At 62.7% G+C, this 19,764-nt stretch carries 19 protein-coding genes; 6 read left to right on the top strand and 13 right to left on the bottom strand.

Annotation, left to right across the window (positions count from 1 at the left end):
* Nucleotides 1–38 precede the first annotated feature (38 nt).
* Nucleotides 39–635 (bottom strand): ribonuclease HI, encoded by a 597-nt coding sequence (gene rnhA / locus NGM29_RS12340; protein WP_254156549.1) that lies wholly within the window; start codon nt 633–635, stop codon nt 39–41.
* Nucleotides 636–796: 161 nt separating this feature from the next.
* On the opposite strand from rnhA, the gene NGM29_RS12335 reads away from it, so the two are divergent.
* Complete coding sequence (locus NGM29_RS12335) at nt 797–1,759, top strand: transcription initiation factor IIB (protein WP_254156548.1); 963 nt, start codon at nt 797–799, stop codon at nt 1,757–1,759.
* Between the two features lie 80 nt (nt 1,760–1,839).
* Here the strand turns inward: NGM29_RS12335 and NGM29_RS12330 are convergent, their stop codons facing one another.
* The 4 genes from NGM29_RS12330 to NGM29_RS12315 all read right to left on the bottom strand — a co-directional run bounded on the left by NGM29_RS12330 (nt 1,840) and on the right by NGM29_RS12315 (nt 6,072).
* Complete coding sequence (locus NGM29_RS12330; RefSeq protein WP_254156547.1) at nt 1,840–3,000, bottom strand: LolA family protein; 1,161 nt, start codon at nt 2,998–3,000, stop codon at nt 1,840–1,842.
* Nucleotides 3,001–3,478: 478 nt separating this feature from the next.
* Nucleotides 3,479–3,790, bottom strand: a complete 312-nt coding sequence (locus NGM29_RS12325) for a DUF7521 family protein (RefSeq protein ID WP_254156546.1) — start codon at nt 3,788–3,790, stop codon at nt 3,479–3,481.
* Nucleotides 3,787–4,134, bottom strand: coding sequence for a winged helix-turn-helix domain-containing protein (locus NGM29_RS12320; RefSeq protein ID WP_254156545.1), 348 nt, complete (start codon nt 4,132–4,134; stop codon nt 3,787–3,789). The genes NGM29_RS12325 and NGM29_RS12320 overlap by 4 nt, the downstream gene beginning before the upstream one ends.
* 87 nt (nt 4,135–4,221) lie before the next feature.
* A complete protein-coding gene (locus NGM29_RS12315; protein WP_254156544.1) occupies nt 4,222–6,072 on the bottom strand; it encodes a cation:proton antiporter domain-containing protein in 1,851 nt (616 codons plus the stop codon).
* A 131-nt stretch (nt 6,073–6,203) separates the two neighbouring features.
* Between NGM29_RS12315 and nreA the strand changes: the two genes are divergently transcribed.
* Nucleotides 6,204–7,559: a DNA repair protein NreA gene (gene nreA / locus NGM29_RS12310; protein WP_254156543.1), complete on the top strand. Its 1,356-nt coding sequence runs from the start codon at nt 6,204–6,206 to the stop codon at nt 7,557–7,559.
* A 120-nt stretch (nt 7,560–7,679) separates the two neighbouring features.
* Here the strand turns inward: nreA and NGM29_RS12305 are convergent, their stop codons facing one another.
* From NGM29_RS12305 to NGM29_RS12295, 3 genes are all read right to left on the bottom strand, one after another.
* Complete coding sequence (locus tag NGM29_RS12305) at nt 7,680–8,492, bottom strand: hypothetical protein (protein ID WP_254156542.1); 813 nt, start codon at nt 8,490–8,492, stop codon at nt 7,680–7,682.
* A gap of 113 nt (nt 8,493–8,605) precedes the next feature.
* A complete protein-coding gene (locus tag NGM29_RS12300; RefSeq protein WP_311136825.1) occupies nt 8,606–8,890 on the bottom strand; it encodes a hypothetical protein in 285 nt (94 codons plus the stop codon).
* A 66-nt stretch (nt 8,891–8,956) separates the two neighbouring features.
* On the bottom strand, nt 8,957–9,721 hold the full coding sequence (locus NGM29_RS12295; protein WP_254156541.1) for an enoyl-CoA hydratase/isomerase family protein: 765 nt from the start codon (nt 9,719–9,721) through the stop codon (nt 8,957–8,959).
* Nucleotides 9,722–9,865: 144 nt separating this feature from the next.
* Between NGM29_RS12295 and NGM29_RS12290 the strand changes: the two genes are divergently transcribed.
* Both NGM29_RS12290 and NGM29_RS12285 read left to right on the top strand, forming a co-directional pair.
* On the top strand, nt 9,866–11,713 hold the full coding sequence (locus NGM29_RS12290) for an asparagine synthase-related protein (RefSeq protein WP_254156540.1): 1,848 nt from the start codon (nt 9,866–9,868) through the stop codon (nt 11,711–11,713).
* A gap of 85 nt (nt 11,714–11,798) precedes the next feature.
* Nucleotides 11,799–12,386, top strand: a complete 588-nt coding sequence (locus tag NGM29_RS12285) for an AsnC family transcriptional regulator (protein ID WP_254156539.1) — start codon at nt 11,799–11,801, stop codon at nt 12,384–12,386.
* A 47-nt stretch (nt 12,387–12,433) separates the two neighbouring features.
* Here NGM29_RS12285 and NGM29_RS12280 read toward each other — a convergent pair whose 3' ends face one another.
* On the bottom strand, nt 12,434–13,072 hold the full coding sequence (locus NGM29_RS12280) for an FAD-dependent oxidoreductase (RefSeq protein WP_254156538.1): 639 nt from the start codon (nt 13,070–13,072) through the stop codon (nt 12,434–12,436).
* A gap of 104 nt (nt 13,073–13,176) precedes the next feature.
* The gene (locus NGM29_RS12275; RefSeq protein WP_254156537.1) at nt 13,177–13,641 is read right to left on the bottom strand and encodes a winged helix-turn-helix transcriptional regulator; all 465 of its coding nucleotides are present in this window, start codon (nt 13,639–13,641) and stop codon (nt 13,177–13,179) included.
* A 128-nt stretch (nt 13,642–13,769) separates the two neighbouring features.
* Between NGM29_RS12275 and NGM29_RS12270 the strand changes: the two genes are divergently transcribed.
* Nucleotides 13,770–14,582 (top strand): AAC(3) family N-acetyltransferase, encoded by an 813-nt coding sequence (locus tag NGM29_RS12270; protein ID WP_254156535.1) that lies wholly within the window; start codon nt 13,770–13,772, stop codon nt 14,580–14,582.
* 149 nt (nt 14,583–14,731) lie between these two features.
* Here the strand turns inward: NGM29_RS12270 and NGM29_RS12265 are convergent, their stop codons facing one another.
* Nucleotides 14,732–16,087, bottom strand: coding sequence for a hemolysin family protein (locus NGM29_RS12265; RefSeq protein ID WP_254156533.1), 1,356 nt, complete (start codon nt 16,085–16,087; stop codon nt 14,732–14,734).
* A gap of 724 nt (nt 16,088–16,811) precedes the next feature.
* The gene (locus NGM29_RS12260; protein WP_254160546.1) at nt 16,812–17,468 is read right to left on the bottom strand and encodes a helix-turn-helix domain-containing protein; all 657 of its coding nucleotides are present in this window, start codon (nt 17,466–17,468) and stop codon (nt 16,812–16,814) included.
* 196 nt (nt 17,469–17,664) lie between these two features.
* Between NGM29_RS12260 and NGM29_RS12255 the strand changes: the two genes are divergently transcribed.
* On the top strand, nt 17,665–18,837 hold the full coding sequence (locus tag NGM29_RS12255; RefSeq protein ID WP_425499143.1) for a sensor histidine kinase: 1,173 nt from the start codon (nt 17,665–17,667) through the stop codon (nt 18,835–18,837).
* Nucleotides 18,838–19,009: 172 nt separating this feature from the next.
* On the opposite strand, the gene NGM29_RS12250 is transcribed toward NGM29_RS12255, so the two are convergent.
* Complete coding sequence (locus NGM29_RS12250; RefSeq protein ID WP_254156530.1) at nt 19,010–19,552, bottom strand: type III secretion system chaperone family protein; 543 nt, start codon at nt 19,550–19,552, stop codon at nt 19,010–19,012.
* Nucleotides 19,553–19,764: the final 212 nt, after the last annotated feature.

The following is a 19,764-nucleotide window of genomic DNA, read 5'->3' as shown; positions in this document are numbered from 1 at the left end:
GTTCGCGGCCGCCGAGAATCGAACCGATCTCGCGCATCTCACTGAGCCTGATCCAGCGCCTCATTCGCCAGCGCGTCCGCTCGGTCGTTGACCTCCCGGGGAACGTGCTCGAGCGCCCACTCGTCGAACTCGCGAAGGAGTTCGTGGACGGTCACCCGCTTTTCTCGCAGTTCGGGATTGTTGGTGTTGTACTCGCCGCGGACCTGCTTGACGATCAACTCCGAATCACCGCGCACGTGGAGCTCGTCGTAGCCGTAGTCACGGGCCGCCTCGAGCGCCGCGATCAGGGCCTCGTACTCGGCCTGGTTGTTCGTCGCGCGACCGATGGCCTCGCTCCCTTCCGCCACGATGCCCTCGCTCGTGACGATCACCCAGCCGATCCCGGCGGGCCCGGGGTTGCCGCGCGCGCCGCCGTCGAAGTAGACGTGCGCGCGACCGCCGCCCTCGCGCAGGAGTGCCTCGAGGTCACGGGGCCTACCTCCCTGTATGACCACCTTGTTCTCGTAGGCGACGGCCGTCGCACCCCCGTGAGACGCCCGCCAGCGCTCGTGATCGGTGTTTCCCGACTCTACCGTCACTCCCGCGTCCTGGAGGCGTTCCCGGGCGTCTTCGACGTCGCACTCGATGACCGGCATTCGCCGAATTGTCGGCGTACTCCGGCTAAAACTGTTGTGGTTTCGATCCGAAAATGGGGCGTAAACCGGTCCGAGTCCATCGAATTCGGCCGATCCGATCCCTGCAACGAATATCCGGACCAAAGGTTTATATAATACCGTGCTACTACTATAAAAGTGCGATGACACGGTCCACCCGCCAGCGGGAGCGAATGCGCGAGACGGACGAGACCGAGGATCAAGAGGGGGTACGTGCGTGCCCCGAGTGCAACTCGGACAATCTCGTCAAGGACTCCGACCGGGGTGAGCTCATCTGTGAAGACTGTGGGCTCGTCGTGGAGGAAGAACAAATCGACCCCGGCCCGGAATGGCGGGCGTTCAACCACCAGGAACGACAGAACAAGTCCCGAGTCGGCGCGCCGACGACGCAGACGATGCATGACAAGGGGCTCACGACGACGATCGACTGGAAGGACAAAGACGCCTACGGTCGATCCATTTCCTCGAAAAAGCGCAGTCAGATGCACCGACTGCGCAAGTGGCAAGAACGCATCCGGACGAAAGACGCCGGCGAACGCAACCTGCAGTTCGCCCTCTCCGAGATCGATCGCATGGCCTCGGCACTCGGCGTTCCGCGATCGGTTCGCGAGGTCGCGTCGGTCATCTACCGACGCGCGCTTAAGGAGGACCTGATCCGCGGACGATCGATCGAAGGCGTCGCCACGTCCGCACTGTACGCCGCCTGCCGAAAGGAAGGCATTCCGCGCAGCCTCGAAGAAATCTCCGAGGTATCCCGCGTCGAACGCAAAGAAATCGGTCGCACCTATCGATACATCTCGCAGGAACTCGGCCTCGAGATGAAACCGGTCGACCCGAAAAAGTACGTCCCTCGTTTCTGCTCCGAACTCGAACTCTCCGAAGAGGTCCAGACCAAGGCCAACGAAATCATCGAGAAGACGGCCGAAGAAGGGCTCCTCTCCGGCAAATCACCGACCGGGTACGCTGCGGCGGCCATCTACGCGGCCTCGCTGCTCTGTAACGAGAAGAAGACCCAGCGAGAGGTCGCCGACGTCGCACAGGTGACCGAAGTCACCATCCGGAACCGGTATCAAGAGCAGATCGAAGCGATGGGCATCCACGGCTAACGCCGGTTAGCCGTTCGTTTTCCACCGAAAGAAGGCTCGAGAGGGCCCGGTCTGTCAGGTATTCGTTTGCGTGAACCGCATCACTGACAGCCGATTTCCTCGGCCCGCTCGAGCAACGCCGCTTCGCCGATCGGACTGCTCAACTGGTAGGTCAACTCGCCACAGTCCCAGGTGACGAGGGTCGTCCCGTTGTAGGTCGAGACGGTCGCCTCGAGTTCGCCGACACCCTCGCGGTCGGGGTCGTCGCCGCGGAGGTCGCCCTCTGAGACGCTAAACCAGAGGAGTTCCTCGCCAACGCGATACTCCTCGTGGTAGGTCTGGACGCCGTTCCACTGGTCGGCGGACACGGACTGTCGTTCGTATTCGGCGGGGAACGTTGCGTTCGGAACCTCGAATCGCAGGTACTCGTTCGCTTCCGACCGGTCCTCGAACTCGTGTTGTTCGAACTCCGGCTCCTCGACCGACTGCTCGTCGTCAGTGTCGTTCTCCACTGGGGGGTCGAACAACTCGGCCTCGAGGTCCGCTTCGAACGTGACGGAATCGAATTCGGTAATGACCTCGAGTTCGGTACCGTCGACGTCCGTGTACGTTCCCTGCATTGCGAGCGGATACCCGTACTCGTCGTCGATCCAGAACGTCCCGCCCTCGAAGTCAGTCTCCTCGTACGCACTCGTCTCGAGCGGGTAGACGTAGCGGGTGTCACCGATGAGCACGCCAATGCCCCGGTCGACTGTCGTCTCCTTCGGCTCGACAGAGACGACGTGAGTCGTCCGGTTCGCGACCGTCTCGGTTCCCTCGTAGGTCACGTCGTACCGGTCGAGGCGCTCTTCCAGCAATCGTGCCTCGTCATCGGTTTCGCTCTCGGACTCGGACTCGGTTTCGAGATCGTACGTAGTCACGTTGTCAGTCTCACCGTCGGTCAGCCAGAGCGTCGAGCCGTTTCGAACGGCAATCCCGCCTTCGTGGTTCTCCTCGAAGCCAACCGAGTCGATCACTTCCGTTCGCATCCTCGACGACGGGCGTTCCCAGACGCGTTCCGTCGTCTCGTACGTTCCAGCACTGTCCGCGAACGTGACCGTTCGTTCCCCAGTCAACGGCGGTACGTCGTCCGCCGTCACCGCCTCCTCGAGAAGCGTTTCTCCATCCGGTTGCGTCTCCCCGGAAATCGCCACCGTACATCCGGCGCAGATGACCACGAGTGCGATCGCTGCGAGAACCAGTCCGTCGTGAGTCCACCCCATACACATTCGTACGCTTACACTCTTATCTAAGTATTTCCATGTTGAGGAAAATATCAATGGGGGTGGATGCAGAAGAGCCGTCGAGTGTGTGCGTACACCTCGAGCGTGGATGGGTCGGAGCGACGTGACGAACGTGGTGTCAGAGGCACGTTCGGCTTGATGGATGCAGTGGAGGGCCGACTCCGCCCAGCACGCCGGTTACGGCCTGCAACTATCCGTTGAGACCGATGTAATATCAATTCGGACGAGCAACTTCACGCAGAGAAAAGACCGTGGACGCTTTAAGAACTATCGCGTCCTTGATGTACGGTTTAGTCGCCGCCGGATGGTATACTCGAGGTATGTGTCCCAGGTTTTCGCAAAATCGGTTATGTACTCTCGAGAGGTCGTATAGGCCAAATCGGTCACTAGCGCCGCCCACACGTCGTTTTCCGAAATCTCACGCCACCATCCGCCGTGGCCCCCGCGCCTCCTACCCCTACTTCGTTCCGTACAGCGAGTACGTGATTGCCAACAGCCCGAGCAATCGACTCACGTTCTCGAGGAAGACCGTCGTCGCCTGGTCGGCGGCGGTGAGCGTCGTCACCGAGATGTTGATCACGAATGGGCCGAGCGTCAGCAACAGCAAGCCGATGGCGAGATACTTCATCGCCCGACTGTCGTTTCGCCGATAGCCACGATAGGCCTGGACGGCCAAGATCGTCCCCACGAGCGCGACGAGGAGCAGACTCCCGACCGTCAGCAACTCGAACATTGAGGCCTGATCGAGGCGGACGCCGCTCCCGGTCATCGCAATCCCTCCCACATTCGGGTAAACTTGTCGGCGACGTCTTCGTCTTTCCGGGTAATTTCGAGGGACAGTTCGCCGTCCTCGAGGGTCACCTCGAGTCGCTCGAGGCGGGCCGCGTAGACGCTGTAGTGGTTGCCGTCCGGTGCGAGTTCGGTTTGTTCGCTGATCAGATCACACTCCCGGAGTCGCTCGAGGCGACGGTAGATAGTCGGGAGCGACGCGTCACAGCGGTCGCTCAGGGTGCTGGCGGACATGGGTTCGGCACTGGTTTCGGTGAGGATCGCGCGAGCGTACTCGTCGTCGAGGAGAGCCAGTAGTTCGGGGGGATCGGCGTCCTCACTCACGTTTGATACGTCGTTCCCACACAGCTATCAAAAGCACCCCGGTTTTTCTGACTCAGAATATCCGCTCGAGTGTGACGTCGAGGCCGTTCAGTCGCGTGGGTGAAACCGCTTGACTGCCGTCCGAACGGCGTCTTCGCGGCCGATGAACGTGACCCGATCACCCTCCTCCAGGACGGTGCCGGCTTCGGGGACGTGCGTCTCTCCGTCTCTGGCGATCACGGCGACGATACAGCCGTCGGGAATCTCCGAATCGAGGTCGCGGATCGTCGTGCCGATCAGTTCGGCCGCGGTGACGACGATTTCTTGAGCGTCGTGGCCCTCACCGAGTTCGTTCATCCAGTGAGCCAGCGCCGGGCGTTCGATCTCGTTGTCGATTGTCCAGGCTGTCGCGCTCGAGACGTCGATGGCGTCGACGTCGAGCGTCTCGAAGGCATCGACGTTCTCCGGCGTGTTCACTCGGGCGAGGACGCGGTCGACGTCGAAGCGCGTGGAGGCGAGTTGAGAGACCAGCAGGTTGGTGTCGTCGTCGGCAGTCGTGGCGACGACCAGTTTTGCGTTGTCGATGCGGACCTCCTGGAGCGTCTCGGTCGAGGTGCCGTCGCCGTGGTGGGCCGAGAATCCCTCCTGACGGAGTCGTTCGACGGTCGCCGAGTCGCTGTCGACGAGGATGACGTTCTCTCCACGGTTCTCCAGTCGCGTGGCGAGCGTTCGGCCGACCCGACCGCCGCCGACGATGATGGTGCGCATTGGTTCGATTTCGAAGTATTCCGCGAGCTGGCGGGCGAGCCCCGCCTGCAGCACAACCGTGATGAAGATGACGAGAAAGACGGTACCGGCGAGGGTCTGTGCGGCCACGGAGTTGCCGGCCGTCTCGAGTTCGATGGCGAACAGCGTGGCGATGGAGGCGGGGATGATCCCTCGCGGGCCGACGAGGCTCAAGAAGTACCGTTCGCCCGCGCTAAATCGCCAGTGGGTGGTCGCCGCGGCGACGATCAGCGGGCGAACGATCAGCGTGACGGCGACGACGACCGCGATGCCGCCGAACCCGAGGCCGAGGAGCGCCCCCACGTCGATGAGCGCGGCCAGCGAGATGAAGACGAACGAGAGCACGAGCAGGGTCAGATCGCGATTGAATCCCTCGATTTCCTCGCGGTGTGGCAGGTCCAGGTTACCCAGGACGAACCCGGCCGTCCCGGCCGCGGCCACGCCCGTCTCGGGGAAAATCGAGTCCGCGAGGCCATAGGCGGCCAGCGCACCGGTTAACACGACGAGACGGGCGGTCTGTGGGGCGTCGCCCGCGGGCTGTCTGACCCGCGTCAGCAGGGCGTAGACGACGATGGCGACGACGATTCCTACGCCGATGCCGACCGCGTAGCGCTGGAGGAAGTACACCGGCACGTGCGAGCGCTCGTCCCCGACGACGACCGTCTCGAAGATGACGATGGCCAAGAGCGCGGCCGTCACGTCGTTGACGATGCCCTCGGCCTCGAGTGCGGCCTCGACGTGCTCGCGGACGGTGATCACTTCGAGGATGGGCGTCACCACGGTCGGGCCGGTCGCCACCAGCAATGCGCTGATGAGGAAGGCGATTCCCCAGTCGGTGTGGAGGAAGTACCGGACGGCGAGGGCGGTCCCGCCGAGGGCGACGGCTGCACCGAGCGTCGTCAACCGGATGATCGCTCGAGGGGCCAATTCGAGCTTTTCCCGGCGGAGGTGAAAGGCCCCGTCGAAGATGATGATGGCGACGCTCAGGCCGACGACGGTCGAGAGGCCGGCGCCAAAGGTATCGATCGAGACGAACCCGAGCCCTTCGGGACCGACCAGCAAGCCGAGGAGGATGAGAAAGAGGACGCTCGGAATGCGCAGTCGATTGGCCAGCAACTGTGCGGCCAGCCCGAGGACGAGGATGCCAACGATGACGGGGAGGATCGACGACACTACGACGACGTATGTGATTCCGCCTGATAAATCAATCCCGCGTGGGAGTTCGACGACCGTTCGTCGAGAGACCACGCCGTTCGGGACCGCGAGACGAACATTCAAACCCTCGCCGCCCCTACCTCGAGTGAATGCGCCTCGACGACTACATCGAGGAGTTAGAGCCCGACGAGGAGGCCGAGCGCCGGCGCCTCGCGAAGGAGAAGTCCTACGCCATCACGGACCACCTCCAGGACTTCGAGCGCAACTTCGAGCGGGCGCTCTCGGGTGACACCCTCGTCGGATCGACGGCCCCCTCAATCTTCGTCGGGCGGTCGAACTACCCCGACATCCCCGTCGGCGTGCTCTCGCCGGTCGGCGACGAGGACGACGCCGAATCCTACGTCACGGACGGGAACTGGTACCAGCAGGGATACGGAATCGACGATGTCCTCCAGCGCCGGACCGGCCTCCTGAACTCGAACAAGCGCGCCAACGTCGACGCTCCGGGCATTGCCAGCCGACTCGCCCCTTCCGTCCAGGACGTCTGGGACGGCTTCGTCGGCGTCCAGCGTGAGGTGGCAATCGCCGACCGTCCCGTGGACCTCGAGATCGGTCTCGAGGGCAAGCCCGACCTGGGCCTCGACGCGGGCACCGACGTGGCGACCCCCCGGGGTCCCAGGGCGGCGGCCCGCTCCGCGGACCTGACCGAGAACCCGCACGTTCCCCGACCCGTCAAGAAGACCCTCGAGGACGACGACTGGCAGGCCCAGGGGGCGATGACCTACCTCTACCGGCGCGGGTTCGACGTCTACGAGATCAACTCGATCCTCTCGGCGGGGGCCCTCGGGGAGGCTGCCCAGCGTCGACTCGTTCCGACCCGGTGGTCGATCACCGCCGTCGACGACACCGTCGGCCAGTACCTCCGTGGCCGGATCCGGAACGCCCCGAGCATCGACGAGGTGCAGGTCTGGGCCAACGAGTACGTCGGCAACCGCTACTGGGTGATCCTCGCCCCCGGCACCTGGGAGTACGAACTCGTCGAAATGAAGGCACCGGGCAGCATCTGGAACCCCGATCCGGGCGCCGGAATTTGGATGGCCAGCGCCTCGGAGGGCTACCAGGGCCGCTCAAGTTACGTCGAGGAGACGGCGGGGGCCTACTATGCCGCCCGTCTGGGCGTGCTCGAGCACCTCGAGTCGATCGGTCGCCAGGCCAAGTGCCTCGTGCTTCGGGAGGTGAGCGACGACTACTGGGCGCCAGTGGGGGTCTGGCAGGTCAGAGAGAGCGTCCGGAACGCGTTCGAGAGCGCACCGGGGGCCGCAAACGGTCTCGAGGACGGTAACCGTGCGGGCCTCGCCGGGGAGTACGGCACTGCCGAGACGTTCCACGACGCCGTCGCGACGGTCGCCCAGCAGTTGCCGGTCTCCCTCGACCGGCTACAGCGCAAGTCGGAACTCGCGGCCGGCGTGCAGTCGAATCTGGCGGCGTTTTCCGGGCGAGAGTAACCGGGGAGGGCGCCGGTTCTGCCCCGTTCGGTCGTTGCTGGTTTCAGTGATCGAATCTCGAGCCTCATCCCTCTGATTCCAGGCCACAGGTCTCAAGTCTCGGCCCTCAGGCCTCTTTTCTCAGATGATCCGCTCGTCGTCCTCGTCTTCGGTGCTCCGTCGCTTTCCACGGCGTCGCCGCTCGTCCTCTTCCTCACTGAGATCGCCCTGGGGATCTGAAACTGCATCCATCTCCTCCGCCTTCCGTTTTCTGGCGCTGTCACCGTCCGCATCGTTCACGCTTCGCTCGGTTGCGCCTCGCTCACGATCCGATTCGTCGTCGCGGTTCCGCGCGAGGCCGCCGTGGTGCTGGTCGGCCGTCTTCGACCTCGAGTCGGGTTCGACCGCGGATTCCTCGTCGTCGAAGACCCCTTCGCCCTCGTCGAACAGGTCTTCGTCCTCCTCGAAGACTTTCGCCGTGTCCTCCTCGTCGACTCGGCCGTGACCTTCGTCGATACCGCGGGTTCGATCCGGCTCCGACCGGTTCGGTTCTGTCTCTCGACTCCCCGGTTCCTCCTCGATCGGCTCTCGTTCGTCGGCACCGGTCCTGGTCTCCGTCTTCGGCTCCGCCTCCATTCTCGATCCCGTCTCCATCCCCGACCCCATCTCCGTCTCGTGACCGCGCGAGTCGCCCACGTCCCCGGCTCCCATCGCGCCCGGACTTCGGAGGTGAACCTCCGTGCTGGTCACGTCGGAGACGTCGGACTCCCTGAGCGTGATCGCCTCGTCGCTCGGCGACCCCCAGCCGAGGGCGGCCTTGATGCTGTCGGTGATCCCCGGATCGGGTTCGACGTAGGCGGTGGATCCCTCGACGTCCGTAACCATACCGACGTCGTCACCGTGTTCGTTGATGACGCGCTTGCCGACGTCCTCTGGCGTAAATCGTGCAGACATAGCGCTCGAATCCACGGGCGGCACACGGATGCAAGTGGACCTTGCATGCGCGTGCTATCTCTTGACACTCTGGAGACGACGAGAAAAACGAACGGAGATCGGCTCGAGCCGGTTCAGATGTCGGTCGTTCGGTCCGTTCCTGTTCCGGTCGTGGTTCCGAGGTCGGATCGGAGGTGGATCTTGTCGTCGGTGACCCGCTCGATGGCGTTCTCTTGGAGCGGGTAGGTGTCCTCGTTAGTGTCGCCCCAGCCGAGTTTCGCCTTGATCGTGTCCGTCATTCCCGGGTCGGGTTCGACGTGGGCCGTGCCGTGTTGCATGGCGGAAACCATGCCGATCGTTTCGCCGTTCGCGTTGACCACTGTCTTGCCGATGTCGTCCTCTGTCAGGTTTCGTGCCATTGCACTCGAACAGTCCACGAAATTGATGAAGGGTCTGCTGCCTGCCGCTGCAGGCACTCGAGAAGGTCAGTCGAAATCCGGCTCTCTCCTCTCGAGAAACGCCGATACGCCCTCCTCGTGGGAATCGGAGGTGTACGCCTGTACCTGTAACAGGTTCTCGTACTCGAGGGCCTCACCCCAGTGGCGACCGAGGTTCTCGTGCATCGCCCGCTTCATCAGCGCGATGGTTTCGGTCGGTCGGCGACCGAGTCGGTCGACCGTTTCCTCGACGCGCTCCTCGAGGTCGTCGGGGTCGACGGATTCGTTGATCAGGTCGAGGTCGGCGGCCTCCTCGGCATCGAAGAATTTTCCAGTGAACGCGAGTTCCTTCGCCGTTCGCAACCCGACGAGTTTCGGCAGGAGGAACGTCCCTCCGGTGTCGGGAATCAGCCCGACGCGCACGAACGCACACGAGAACGTCGCGTCCTGGGAAGCGTACGCGAAGTCCGAGAGGGCGACGATCGCCAGGCCGGCGCCGACGGCGTCGCCGTTGACCTTCGCGACGGTGGGCACCGGACACTCGAGCATCTCCTCGACGACCCGGCCGAACGTCTCGGTGATCCGGTCGAACGCCTCCTGTGGCCCCTCTCGCCGCTCGGCCATCGCCTGAATGTCGCCACCGGCGCTGAACGCCGTTCCCTCGCCCGTCAGGACGACGGCGTGGTGATCGGCCGGCGACACGTCGGCTATCGCATCGGCGAGCGTCTCGGCCGTCTCCGTCGAGAAGGCGTTGAGCACGTCAGGCCGATCGAACGTGATCCGAACGACGTCGCCTGCATCGTCTACCTGCATGCTTCGAGCATTCGCCAGGAGGCGCTTAACGGTATGCGTTCGACGCTCGACGGCCGGGGACGCGACAGGCTGGAGGACAGTAACGAACGCCTACCAGTCTCCATCCAACGAATAACCATATGTGGTTGTCTGGATTTCTGACCTATGGTAGGGCTCACCGGCCGAATTGGGCGCTCAGACGAGGAACCGTTCGCGGCGTCGCTCGAGTCGCTCCGTCACACCGATCGGCTCAAGGCGACCGTTACCTACGACGAGGGCGTCGTCCAGTTGGGACACACGGCGTATCCCGAGTACCCCATCGACAGCTTCGAACGCGGACGATATCGAATTCGATTCGAGGGGAAACTGTACAACGTGCCCAATGAGAAACGTCGCGAGGAACTCGAACGGGTTGCGCCGTTGTTGTTCGAAGACGAGAGCGCCGACGCCGATACTGACGACGGGTTCAAATCGCTTCTCGACTGGCTGCTGTCGGTCGACGGCGCGTTCGTGCTGACCGTCCTCGACACCGCAACTGGCGAACTGGCCCTCTGCAACGACGTTCTCGGTCGGCTACCCACGTACTTCTATGCCGACGAGGAGTCCATGGTCTTCTCGAGAGAACTGCGATACGTCCTTGAGTCCGTCGACGTGGAGTTCGACCGCCTGGGGGCCGCGCAGTGTCTCCTCTTCGGCTACTCCCTGGGGGACCGAACGCTCGTCGAGAACGTGCGTCGACTCCGGCCGGGGTCGCTCGTTCGCGTCCGAACCGATACCGTCGAAACGAGCACGCAGTCGGTGTACACGTTCTCCTTCGACGACCCGACGCATGCCCACCGGAGTCGAGAACAGAACGCTACTCAGCTGGCGACCCGGTTCGTTCGGGCGTGTGAGCGTCGTGCAGGTCACTTCGACACGGATCTCATCTCGTTGAGCGGCGGCCTCGACTCGCGGTCGGTACTCGCTGGCTACCACGCCGCGGGTTGTCCGGTCGAGGCGGCGACGATGGAGTCTCCCGAGTACGTCCCCGTCTCTGACGTCGACATCGCTCAGGAGCTAGCCGCGGACTTCGAAGTTGACTGGCGAACGTACGATGTCGGCCAGCCCCGTGGGGCAGACCTCGACACGCTCGTGAAGACGAAAAACGGCCACATCGGCCTCATGACGTCCTTCGTCCTCACCTTCTTGCGCCATCTCGAAGCTGACTATGGGGCGTCGATGGCCTACATCACGGGCGACGGCGGCGACAAGGTGCTCCCGGACCTGACTCCCACGGGTTCGGTTCGCAGAGGCGCCCTCGTAGATTACATCGTCGAGGAAAACTCCATCCTGGACATCGATCAGGTGTCTCGAATCACTCGCGTCTCTGAGGACGCGATCAGACAGAGCATTCGAGAGCACGTCCGCACCTACCCCGAAACGACTGTCGACGGCCTCTACACCCACTTTTTGCTCTACGAACGAGCCGCGAACTTCCTCTTCGAGGGCGAAGACCGAAACCGACTGTTCTTCTGGAGCGATACCCCATTTTACTCCCTTCCGTTCTTCCGCTATGCGATGAACTGTCCGCCAGAACAGAAACGACGGTATAACCTCTACCGCTCGTTCCTCGAGGCGCTGTCGCCGAAAGCGGCGAGTCGAACCCACGCTGTCTACGGTGCTCCGGTCAGTTCAAGACGCCACGCCGCAGCGGCCCTCCTCGACGACGTACTCTCGCGACATCCCGCCGTTCTGGAGGTCCTCAAGCCGATCATCAAAGCCGTCAACGACCTCGAGACCGAATCGAACATCGACGCCGACACTATCGACTGTATCCGACAACAAGTCGACCGAATCAAAGGAGTGGACGTCGGACTCGACACTAACGAACTGCACCGATTCCTCGATACTGCTGACGATCGGGAGAAATATGCCGTCTACCGCATCTTCGCGATCACTTCTATCGTCGATGACCTCTCCTCGAGCAATCGAAAGAGCGTCCTCGAGTCGCGAGAGGACGCCGTCTTTGCCTGAGCCTGGTGTATCATTTCCGCATGGATATCTATGATGCTTCTGCAGAATTCAAAAATTGCAATACAGTCATCTGCAATTTATGGGTATGCGAACCCTGGATAAAATCGACATCGAGATCCTCCACCACCTCGTCGCGGATGCCCGCCAGCCCTACAGCGAAATCGCCGAGCGGATCGACGTTTCCGCACCGACTGTGTCCAACCGAGTCGACCGGCTCGTCGATATCGGCGTGATAGATGGCTTTACCGTCGACGTCGACCGATCGACCGTCTCTGCGGGAACTGAGGTTCTAATCGACTGCACACTCTCGCCGGACGCAGACGATCGGATCGCCGACCGCCTGGCCTCGCTCGAGGCGATCGAACACGTCTTCGTGACGGCGGACGGCCGAGTGCTCGCGACCGCCACCGTCTCCCAGGCACGGATACGAGCGGTGCTCGCCGGCGCGGTCGACCTCGAGTCTCTCGACAGCTACCGGGTTCACCTGCTCGAGGACCGCCACTGGTCCCCGTCGATCGCCTCGTCCAATCTCGCCTTTACGTGCGACGAGTGTTCGAATCGGGTGACGGACGACGGCGTCTCGATCACCACGGACGACGACCGCTACCACTTCTGCTGTCCGTCCTGCCGGTCCGCGTTCGAAGAGAGTGCGACGATCAGCGAGTCGGCGTAACTCGAGTCGAGAATTCACGCAAACCTACGAGAGCCGCGAAAACCGGCCTACCCGAAGTTTTCGATGCGCGCCTCGTCCGGATCCCCGCCTGCCGCCTCGATCGTCTCGGCGACTTGGTCGACGAAGTCGGCGAACCCGAAGACGTAGCACTGTCCGTCCTCGAGGTGGGCGTCGACGGCCGACTCGAGACCCTCGTCGTCGTCCGCCTCGAGTACCGTGACGGCCGCCCCCGCTTCAGAAAGTGCCTCGAGTCGCTCGGTGTGGGCCGGTTCGTCGTCCTGGTAGATGACGGCCGCGTCGTGGCCAGCCCTCTGGGCAGCCTCGGCGATGGCGACCGCGGGGCCGATGCCGGGTCCGCCGGCGATCGCCACGACGTCACCGTCGTCCTCGTAGGCGATCGTTCCGAACGGGCCCTCCACGTGAACCGTTTCGCCGCCCTCGAGGGAGGCGAGCCACGGCGCGAGTTCGCCGTCGGGGTCGACGCCGACGGTGATCTCGAACGTCTCCTCGACCGTCGGCGACGAAAGGGTGTAGTGGCGTGCGACTTCCTCGCCCTCGGGCGCCGCTCGAAGGAGGACGAACTGGCCGGGGAGCGCCTCGAAATCTTCGGGCGTCGCGAGCTCGAGTGCGACGGTCGACGGTCCCACTTCGGTGACGGACTCGACGGTAACGGCCGTGCCTTCCATACCGGACCGTACCGGCGGCCGCCTCAAAGAAGTTCCTTTCCCCGCGGCGGTTTCAGTCTTCACGGTCCCGGGGTCTCGTTCAATCCTCGAGTTTCCGGCCCCCTTCAGGCCTCGAGTTCGTCGCCGTACCGACTCTCCCACAGGCGGAGGTAGACGAACAACGGGGCGAGCGTCGCTCCGGCGTCGGTCGGTTCGTACTCTACGCGCGGAGGAACCTCGTCGTAGGCGGTTCGCTCGAGCAAGCCGGCCTCGACGAACTCGGAGAGGCGTGCAGAGAGGGTGTTGGGAGAGGCCGGGACCACGTCCTCGAGTTCGGAGAAGCGACTCGGGCCGCCCGCAGTCGTTATCGCCCGTAGTATCGAGAGGGCGTGTCGGCGCTCCAGGAGCGTGAGAACGTCCCGTTTCGCCGGCGAATCGTCCGTCGTCGTCTCGTCGGTCGGTCCTTCCGTGTCGCTCACTCCTCCCACGTCGGTCGCCACTTCTACGTCAGTCGCCGACTCGAGGGACTCGGTCGCTGGAACGTCGAGGATCGCTTCGAGCGCGTCCGTGATGGTATCTGGATCGGCCATGCAGACGCTACGCAATCTATAGTATTAAACTCCTGGATGTATAGCGAACTATCGAGCCCTGCTAGATCGTGCTCTCAGCTCTGGATCGCGTCCGAACACTCAAATGATTCCTGTGTGTGAGACGAATCATGTCCGAACGAGATGCGATCGAAGCAGTGAACGAGCCCGTGACAGTGTCGTCGCTCGTCGACGACCTCTGGGCGCTCGGGCTGACGGCGGGTGATACGGTGCTCGTCCACTCTTCGCTCAGTTCCCTCGGGTGGGTCTGCGTGGACGCCCAGACCGTCGTCGACGCGCTCATGGCCGCCGTAACCGAGGCGGGGACGCTCGTCATGCCGACCCACTCCGGACAGTACAGCAATCCGGCCGTCTGGTCGAATCCACCCGTTCCCGACGACTGGATCGACACGATCCGGCGGGAGCGACCGCCCTACCGACCGGCGACCACGCCGACACGCGGCGTCGGCACCGTTCCGGAGTGTTTTCGATCGTATCCCGACGTCTATCGGAGCCAGCACCCGAGCGTCTCGTTCGCAGCCTGGGGCGCCGACGCTGAATCCATCGTCGCCGACCACGCGTTCGACGACGGTCTGGGGGAGCGTTCGCCGCTGGCCGGCGTCTACGACCGCGCCGGCTCGATCCTTCTGTTAGGGGTCGATCACGGCGCCAACACCTCCCTCCACCTCGCCGAGTACCGGGCGGACATCGATCCGTCGAGGACCGACAACGTCGCCACCGTCCTCGAGGATGGCGAGCCGGCGTCAGTCACCTACCAGGACATCGAAACCGACACCAGCGACTTCGCGACCCTCGGCAATGCGTTCGAGGACGAACACGACTCGAGCGTCCGACGCGGATCGGTCGGCGCCGCCGACGCGCGGCTGATTCCCCAGCGAGCAATGGTCGACTTCGCCGTCGGCTGGCTCGAGAAGAATCGGTAATCCCCTCCGAGTATCGACCTGAGACTTTGCGACCCGATAACGCGCCCTCACTACCGATTCGAGACGGCCCGGCCCGATCGAAACTGGCATCGACGTGCGGTCGACCGATTCGGGTGAATTCTCACTCGTTCAAAACCGCATGCCCCCAGTCACTCGAGACTCGAACCTTCTGCGGGGTCGGCGGTCCCTTCTTCCACGTCCCGGACCTGGACTTGCGAGATACGTGCCCCGTCGACCGCTGCAACGGTGAACTCGTACGCGTCGATCTCGAACTCGTCACCGACGTCCGGGACGCGACCCGCTCGAGACAGGATCAATCCACCGACGGTCTCGACGCCGTCGGCCTCGAACGCGGTCTCGAGCGTCTCGTTGAGCCTCGAGACCGTGACTCCGCCGTCGACGACGTAGCTGCCGTCCGCTCGCCGGTCGATCTCCGGCTCGCTCGTGGCCGCGTCGAAGTCGTCGCGAATGTCGCCGACGAGTTCTTCGACGACGTCCTCGACGGTCACGATACCCTCGAACACGCCCCACTCGTCGACGATGGCGACCATTTGCTTTCGTTCGCGCTGGATCTGCTCGAGGAGGTCGGTGACTGAACCGGTCTCCGGATAGACGAGCATCTCACGGGCGATGTCGCCGGCTGTCAGCGCATCGGCGTCGGGATTTTCGTGTGTAGCCTGGAGGACGTCTTTGGCGTCGAGGAATCCCTCGATCTGATCGTCGGTGTCGGGGTCGATGACCGGGTAGCGAGTGTGGCCTTCCTCGACGATTCTGGACCGAACGGCCGGAAGCGGTGCGTCCGCGGAGATGGTGATCACGTCCGGCCGGGGAACCATGACCGCCTGGACCGAGAGTTCGTCGAGGTCGAACACGCGCTCGATTATTTCGACTTCGGCCATCTCGATGTTGCCCTTTCGGCCAGCCGTCGACAGCACGGCGAGGATCTCCTCCTGAGTCAGCACCTCCTCGTTCTCGGAGGCCGGCGGAATACCGATGAGCCGCGTGAAGAAATTCGCCGTCCCGTTGAAGACGACGAGCCCGGGGATAAACACGTAATAGAAGAGCTTCATCGGTCGGGCGACGATCAACGCCACACGCTCCGCTTCGGCGATCGCGATCGTCTTCGGGGCCAGTTCGCCGAAGACGACGTGCAGGAAGGTGATGATACTGAATCCGACGGCGAAGGCGACGAGGTGGATCACCCCTTCAGGCAAGACGGACACCAGTACTGGCTCGAGCAGGGCTGCAACGGCGGGTTCGCCGATCCAGCCGAGACCGAGCGAGGAAATGGTGATGCCGAGCTGGGTCACGGCGAGGTAATCGTCGAGGTTGTCCATCGCGTCCTCCAGGATGGTCGCCCCCGAGCGCCCTTCCTCGACGAGCGCGTCGACGGCCGTCGCTCGAATCCGAACGTACGCGAACTCCGCGGCGACGAAAAAGCCGTTCAGGAAGACCAGGACGAACGCGACGAGGATTTGACCAACCGAGAGGGCGACGTCTACCATCGTTTTCTCCGTATTTGTTCCGTTCTGGAATTCACGCTCGAGACGCGAACTGGCCGATCTCCATTCTGTGAGGGACTCCACATAGTACGGTCTTTCACCTTCAGCCAGATAATTCCTATAGAAATCCGTACAGTATCCGGGTCGACGTCACACGCCGGTCGACGACAGTAGAGGCGGTTGTAGAAGACGACCACGTCAGCGACCACACAGCCACGAATGGTCGCAAACGCGTGGCCGACTTGAGCATGAGTGATCCACCATGACACAGTACAGTGTCACCTGGCACCCGAACGGACGTTCGTGAGCCACTTACACTCACAGGGATCGTTGATGTGTCGATTCCTCAGTCGGCGGGGGATCCCGTCGACGATCTACTATTGGCCAGATTCCATCATAAACTCGACCTAATAAGCAAATTTGGCAATACTATCATATTTTTAGGCACGTATTGGGTATAATTCTCACATAAAATAAACGATTGTCAGAATGATATGGGTCCGTCGGTGTAGAACTATTCGGTTGATCACAGGCGGTACTCGAGACGGGCACCTCTGGCGGTTCTCGAAACAGGATACCTCCACCGGACCCTGACGTCCGCGATCCGTCGATCAAACCCCGCGTTGACCGACGTATTCGGTGGTAGTCACTCACCGCGTGCATCTCGAGTGTCGCGTTACTCGAGCGAAGTGCACGACCCACACGAAAATAGTCGAGTGGTCCTCAGTCAGAGATCGACTTTCTGCTGGTCTCCATCGGCTAGCTTGGCACTCACGAGCGCCGCGTGGCTTCGCCGCAATCGTTCCGATAGCGCCTGGTGAGAGATACCGAGTTCGTCCGCGAGTTCTTTCAGGGTCACCTTTCGCGGCACGTCGAAGTATCCCAGTTCGTGCGCTGTGACGATCGTCTCGTACTGGGTCTCCGTGAGCGGCGTCTCCTCGCTGAGGTCGCCGTCCAGTTCCGTCATGCGACGCACCGAGACGGAGAACTCTTGGTCCAGCAGTTCGTCGTGCGCGGCCGATAGCGACTCTCGATCGTGAAAGAGCAGTTCGATCGTCCAGTGGTGATCTTCGCCGGTCGTCTCGAGGATGGCTCCGCCGTGATCGGCGATCACTTCCTGGAACTGCGTGATCGGCGCGTCGAACTCGAGGCGAAAGAGCCAGCGTTCGCGGCTGGCGTCAGTCAGACTGGCGAGCACCGACAGCGTCGGATCCGCCTCGAGCGCCTCCTGAATCTCGTTGCGACTCGCCCCCGACACCCACACGAGTGGCGGGCCCTCCCCGACCACCCCTGCGAACTGGAACTCGAGCGACGGGATACGCTCGAACGCGGTCGCTGCAGCGAAGTGGCCGGCGGGGACCTCGAGTTCGGCGACTGTCGTCATCATCGACATTCACCACAACCGCATATAGACGGGTTCTGTTAGCGGTAGGTGTTCCCGCTACCATCGTTCGAGAACTATCTTGTTCGGAGATAGGTTACTCCGTTTTACCGCCTCCATGTCGGGCGTTCACGACGGACCGGTCGAACGATCGACATACATCGTTAACTGATACCGTGCCCAACGCCAGTGCATTACGATGTCGACGTCATCTCGTCTACGTGGAGAAGTAATTGGACGATACGCGGTGATGGGACTCGGTCTCCTGTACGTCTTGGTCGGCGCTGGGTACTTCGTCACGGTGGTGTCCGAGGGAACGTCGCTCGGATCCGCGTTCGTCGTCTTCTCGTTTATCGCCGGGTCAGGCCTCGTCGTCTTCGTCGGCGGGTATCGTCTCCCGAAGTCGTCCATCGACCGTCGATTCTACTCGTCCGTCGCGCGGTGGTCGCTTCTCGGAATCGGCGGAATGCTCGGTATTCTGGGGATCTATCACGCGCAACCGGACATGGCGCTCGAAGACCCTCAGCGGTCGCTCGCCGTTCTTACCGCGTTGAGTTGCGTCGCCGGGTTCGGCATCGGAACCTACGCCGCCCGGGCCAAAACGAACGCCCTCGAACTCGAGCGACAGAATCGGGCCCTCGAGCGAGTCCAGGACCAACTCGAGGAGACGAACGAACAGTTCGAGCGATCGAACGAGCGACTCGAGCAGTTCGCGTACGTCGCCTCCCACGACCTCCAGGAACCGCTTCGAATGGTCACCAGTTATCTCCAGTTGATCGAGAGTCGCTACGCCGACGAACTCGACGAGGACGGCGAGGAGTTCATCGAGTACGCCGTGGACGGTGCGGAGCGAATGCGAGCGATGATCGACGGGCTCCTCGAGTACTCGCGCGTCGAGACGCAGCGGGAACCGTTCGAACCGGTCGACCTGGACGACGTCTTCGCTGACGTTCGCAAAAACCTCGAGCTCAAGCTTCGAGAGCGCGACGCCGATCTCGAGGTGGACGACCTCCCCCGCGTCGAAGGCGATCCGAGCCAGCTTCGTCAGCTCTTCCAGAACCTCGTCTCGAACGCGATTGAGTACAGCGGCGACGAACCACCAATAATCGACGTGACGGCCGAACGGGATGGCGAACGCTGGGTCGTCTCGGTTCGCGACGAGGGGGTCGGGATCGATCCGGACGAGACGGAACGTATCTTCGACATTTTCCAGCGGCTCCACAGCGAGGACGAGGTATCAGGAACCGGCATCGGCCTCGCGGTCTGTAAGCGGATCGCGGAGCGCCACGACGGCGATATCCGGGTCGAATCCGAGCCCGGCGAGGGCTCGACGTTTTCGGTTACGCTTCCGGCGGTGGGCGGCGACGCGTGAGTATCGGGCGACGGAGCGCCTGCTCGAGTCGGTAGCTCCGCTGCAAGCGAACGACGTAACGCCGTACGTGACATTCCGTTTCACGTCCGGAGGCTTCGGAATCTGCAATCGAGAGCGTCGTGAGTACGATAGAGGCTTATAGCCCGATGCATTTTTGGCAAATCGAAGGGAATCAGACCGCGTCCGTTTCGTCGGTGGAGGGAGTAGCCGATTCTGAGGAACTCTCGTCGGTGGATTCATCGGATTCCACTGATGGCCCGGGATGCGTCGCCGCCAGCACGTTCTGGACGTAGCGCATCCCGGTGGCGATTCCCATCACGCTGTCCATCAACGATTGTTGAGTCGCCTCACCGGGATAGATCCGGTGCTCTAGCTGGAGCACCTCGGCGTTCCGAAGCTCACAGGCGCGGTCCTCCTCGTCGAGGAACGTGTAGAACCCGGGCGTCGCAGCAAGTACCGGCCCGATTTGGGCCAGTAGCTCTGTGCGCGACTCCTCTTCACGGATGAGTCGCTTTGCCCGTTCGGTGTCGAACGCGCTACGCCCGACGACTCGAATCGGACCCCGCTTCTCCTCCTGGATGAGGTGAATCGGCAGGCGTGAGAGGGTCACCTGCAGGTTGAACTCCGTTTCCTCCTGAGAGTGAGGCGTAACGTCCTGGATGGCGTTCTCGTCGAGCCACCACCTAACCTGCTCGACGCTCACGTGGGTCGTCATGACTCGACTCCGGCTTCGAGCCAAAAAAGGACTGACCTGGCAGGAGCCGATTTTTCGGCTTCGAGAAAGTACGGACTGCCCGAAACTCGGGCTCTCCGGAAAGATCGCATTCGATGACGGTTGTAGTTGCGGGTTTCCCACTTCTTCGAGAATACCCGCTCGCTACGATCGAGGTAGCGGAACCGACGCGAACGTCACCGGGCGCACACTGT

This window comes from Natronosalvus rutilus (assembly GCF_024204665.1).
GTDB lineage: Archaea > Halobacteriota > Halobacteria > Halobacteriales > Natrialbaceae > Natronosalvus > Natronosalvus rutilus.
This window is presented reverse-complemented; position numbering and strand designations above follow the sequence as displayed.

Excerpts from the sequence above, each read along its gene's own strand:
- rnhA (WP_254156549.1), bottom strand. The coding sequence starts at position 635 with ATGCCGGTCATCGAGTGCGACGTCGAAGACGCCCGGGAACGCCTCCAG.
- NGM29_RS12335 (WP_254156548.1), top strand. The coding sequence starts at position 797 with ATGACACGGTCCACCCGCCAGCGGGAGCGAATGCGCGAGACGGACGAG.
- NGM29_RS12330 (WP_254156547.1), bottom strand. The coding sequence starts at position 3,000 with ATGGGGTGGACTCACGACGGACTGGTTCTCGCAGCGATCGCACTCGTG.
- NGM29_RS12325 (WP_254156546.1), bottom strand. The coding sequence starts at position 3,790 with ATGACCGGGAGCGGCGTCCGCCTCGATCAGGCCTCAATGTTCGAGTTG.
- nreA (WP_254156543.1), top strand. The coding sequence starts at position 6,204 with ATGCGCCTCGACGACTACATCGAGGAGTTAGAGCCCGACGAGGAGGCC.
- NGM29_RS12305 (WP_254156542.1), bottom strand. The coding sequence starts at position 8,492 with ATGTCTGCACGATTTACGCCAGAGGACGTCGGCAAGCGCGTCATCAAC.
- NGM29_RS12300 (WP_311136825.1), bottom strand. The coding sequence starts at position 8,890 with ATGGCACGAAACCTGACAGAGGACGACATCGGCAAGACAGTGGTCAAC.
- NGM29_RS12295 (WP_254156541.1), bottom strand. The coding sequence starts at position 9,721 with ATGCAGGTAGACGATGCAGGCGACGTCGTTCGGATCACGTTCGATCGG.
- NGM29_RS12290 (WP_254156540.1), top strand. The coding sequence starts at position 9,866 with ATGGTAGGGCTCACCGGCCGAATTGGGCGCTCAGACGAGGAACCGTTC.
- NGM29_RS12285 (WP_254156539.1), top strand. The coding sequence starts at position 11,799 with ATGCGAACCCTGGATAAAATCGACATCGAGATCCTCCACCACCTCGTC.
- NGM29_RS12280 (WP_254156538.1), bottom strand. The coding sequence starts at position 13,072 with ATGGAAGGCACGGCCGTTACCGTCGAGTCCGTCACCGAAGTGGGACCG.
- NGM29_RS12275 (WP_254156537.1), bottom strand. The coding sequence starts at position 13,641 with ATGGCCGATCCAGATACCATCACGGACGCGCTCGAAGCGATCCTCGAC.
- NGM29_RS12270 (WP_254156535.1), top strand. The coding sequence starts at position 13,770 with ATGTCCGAACGAGATGCGATCGAAGCAGTGAACGAGCCCGTGACAGTG.
- NGM29_RS12265 (WP_254156533.1), bottom strand. The coding sequence starts at position 16,087 with ATGGTAGACGTCGCCCTCTCGGTTGGTCAAATCCTCGTCGCGTTCGTC.
- NGM29_RS12260 (WP_254160546.1), bottom strand. The coding sequence starts at position 17,468 with ATGACGACAGTCGCCGAACTCGAGGTCCCCGCCGGCCACTTCGCTGCA.
- NGM29_RS12255 (WP_425499143.1), top strand. The coding sequence starts at position 17,665 with ATGTCGACGTCATCTCGTCTACGTGGAGAAGTAATTGGACGATACGCG.
- NGM29_RS12250 (WP_254156530.1), bottom strand. The coding sequence starts at position 19,552 with ATGACGACCCACGTGAGCGTCGAGCAGGTTAGGTGGTGGCTCGACGAG.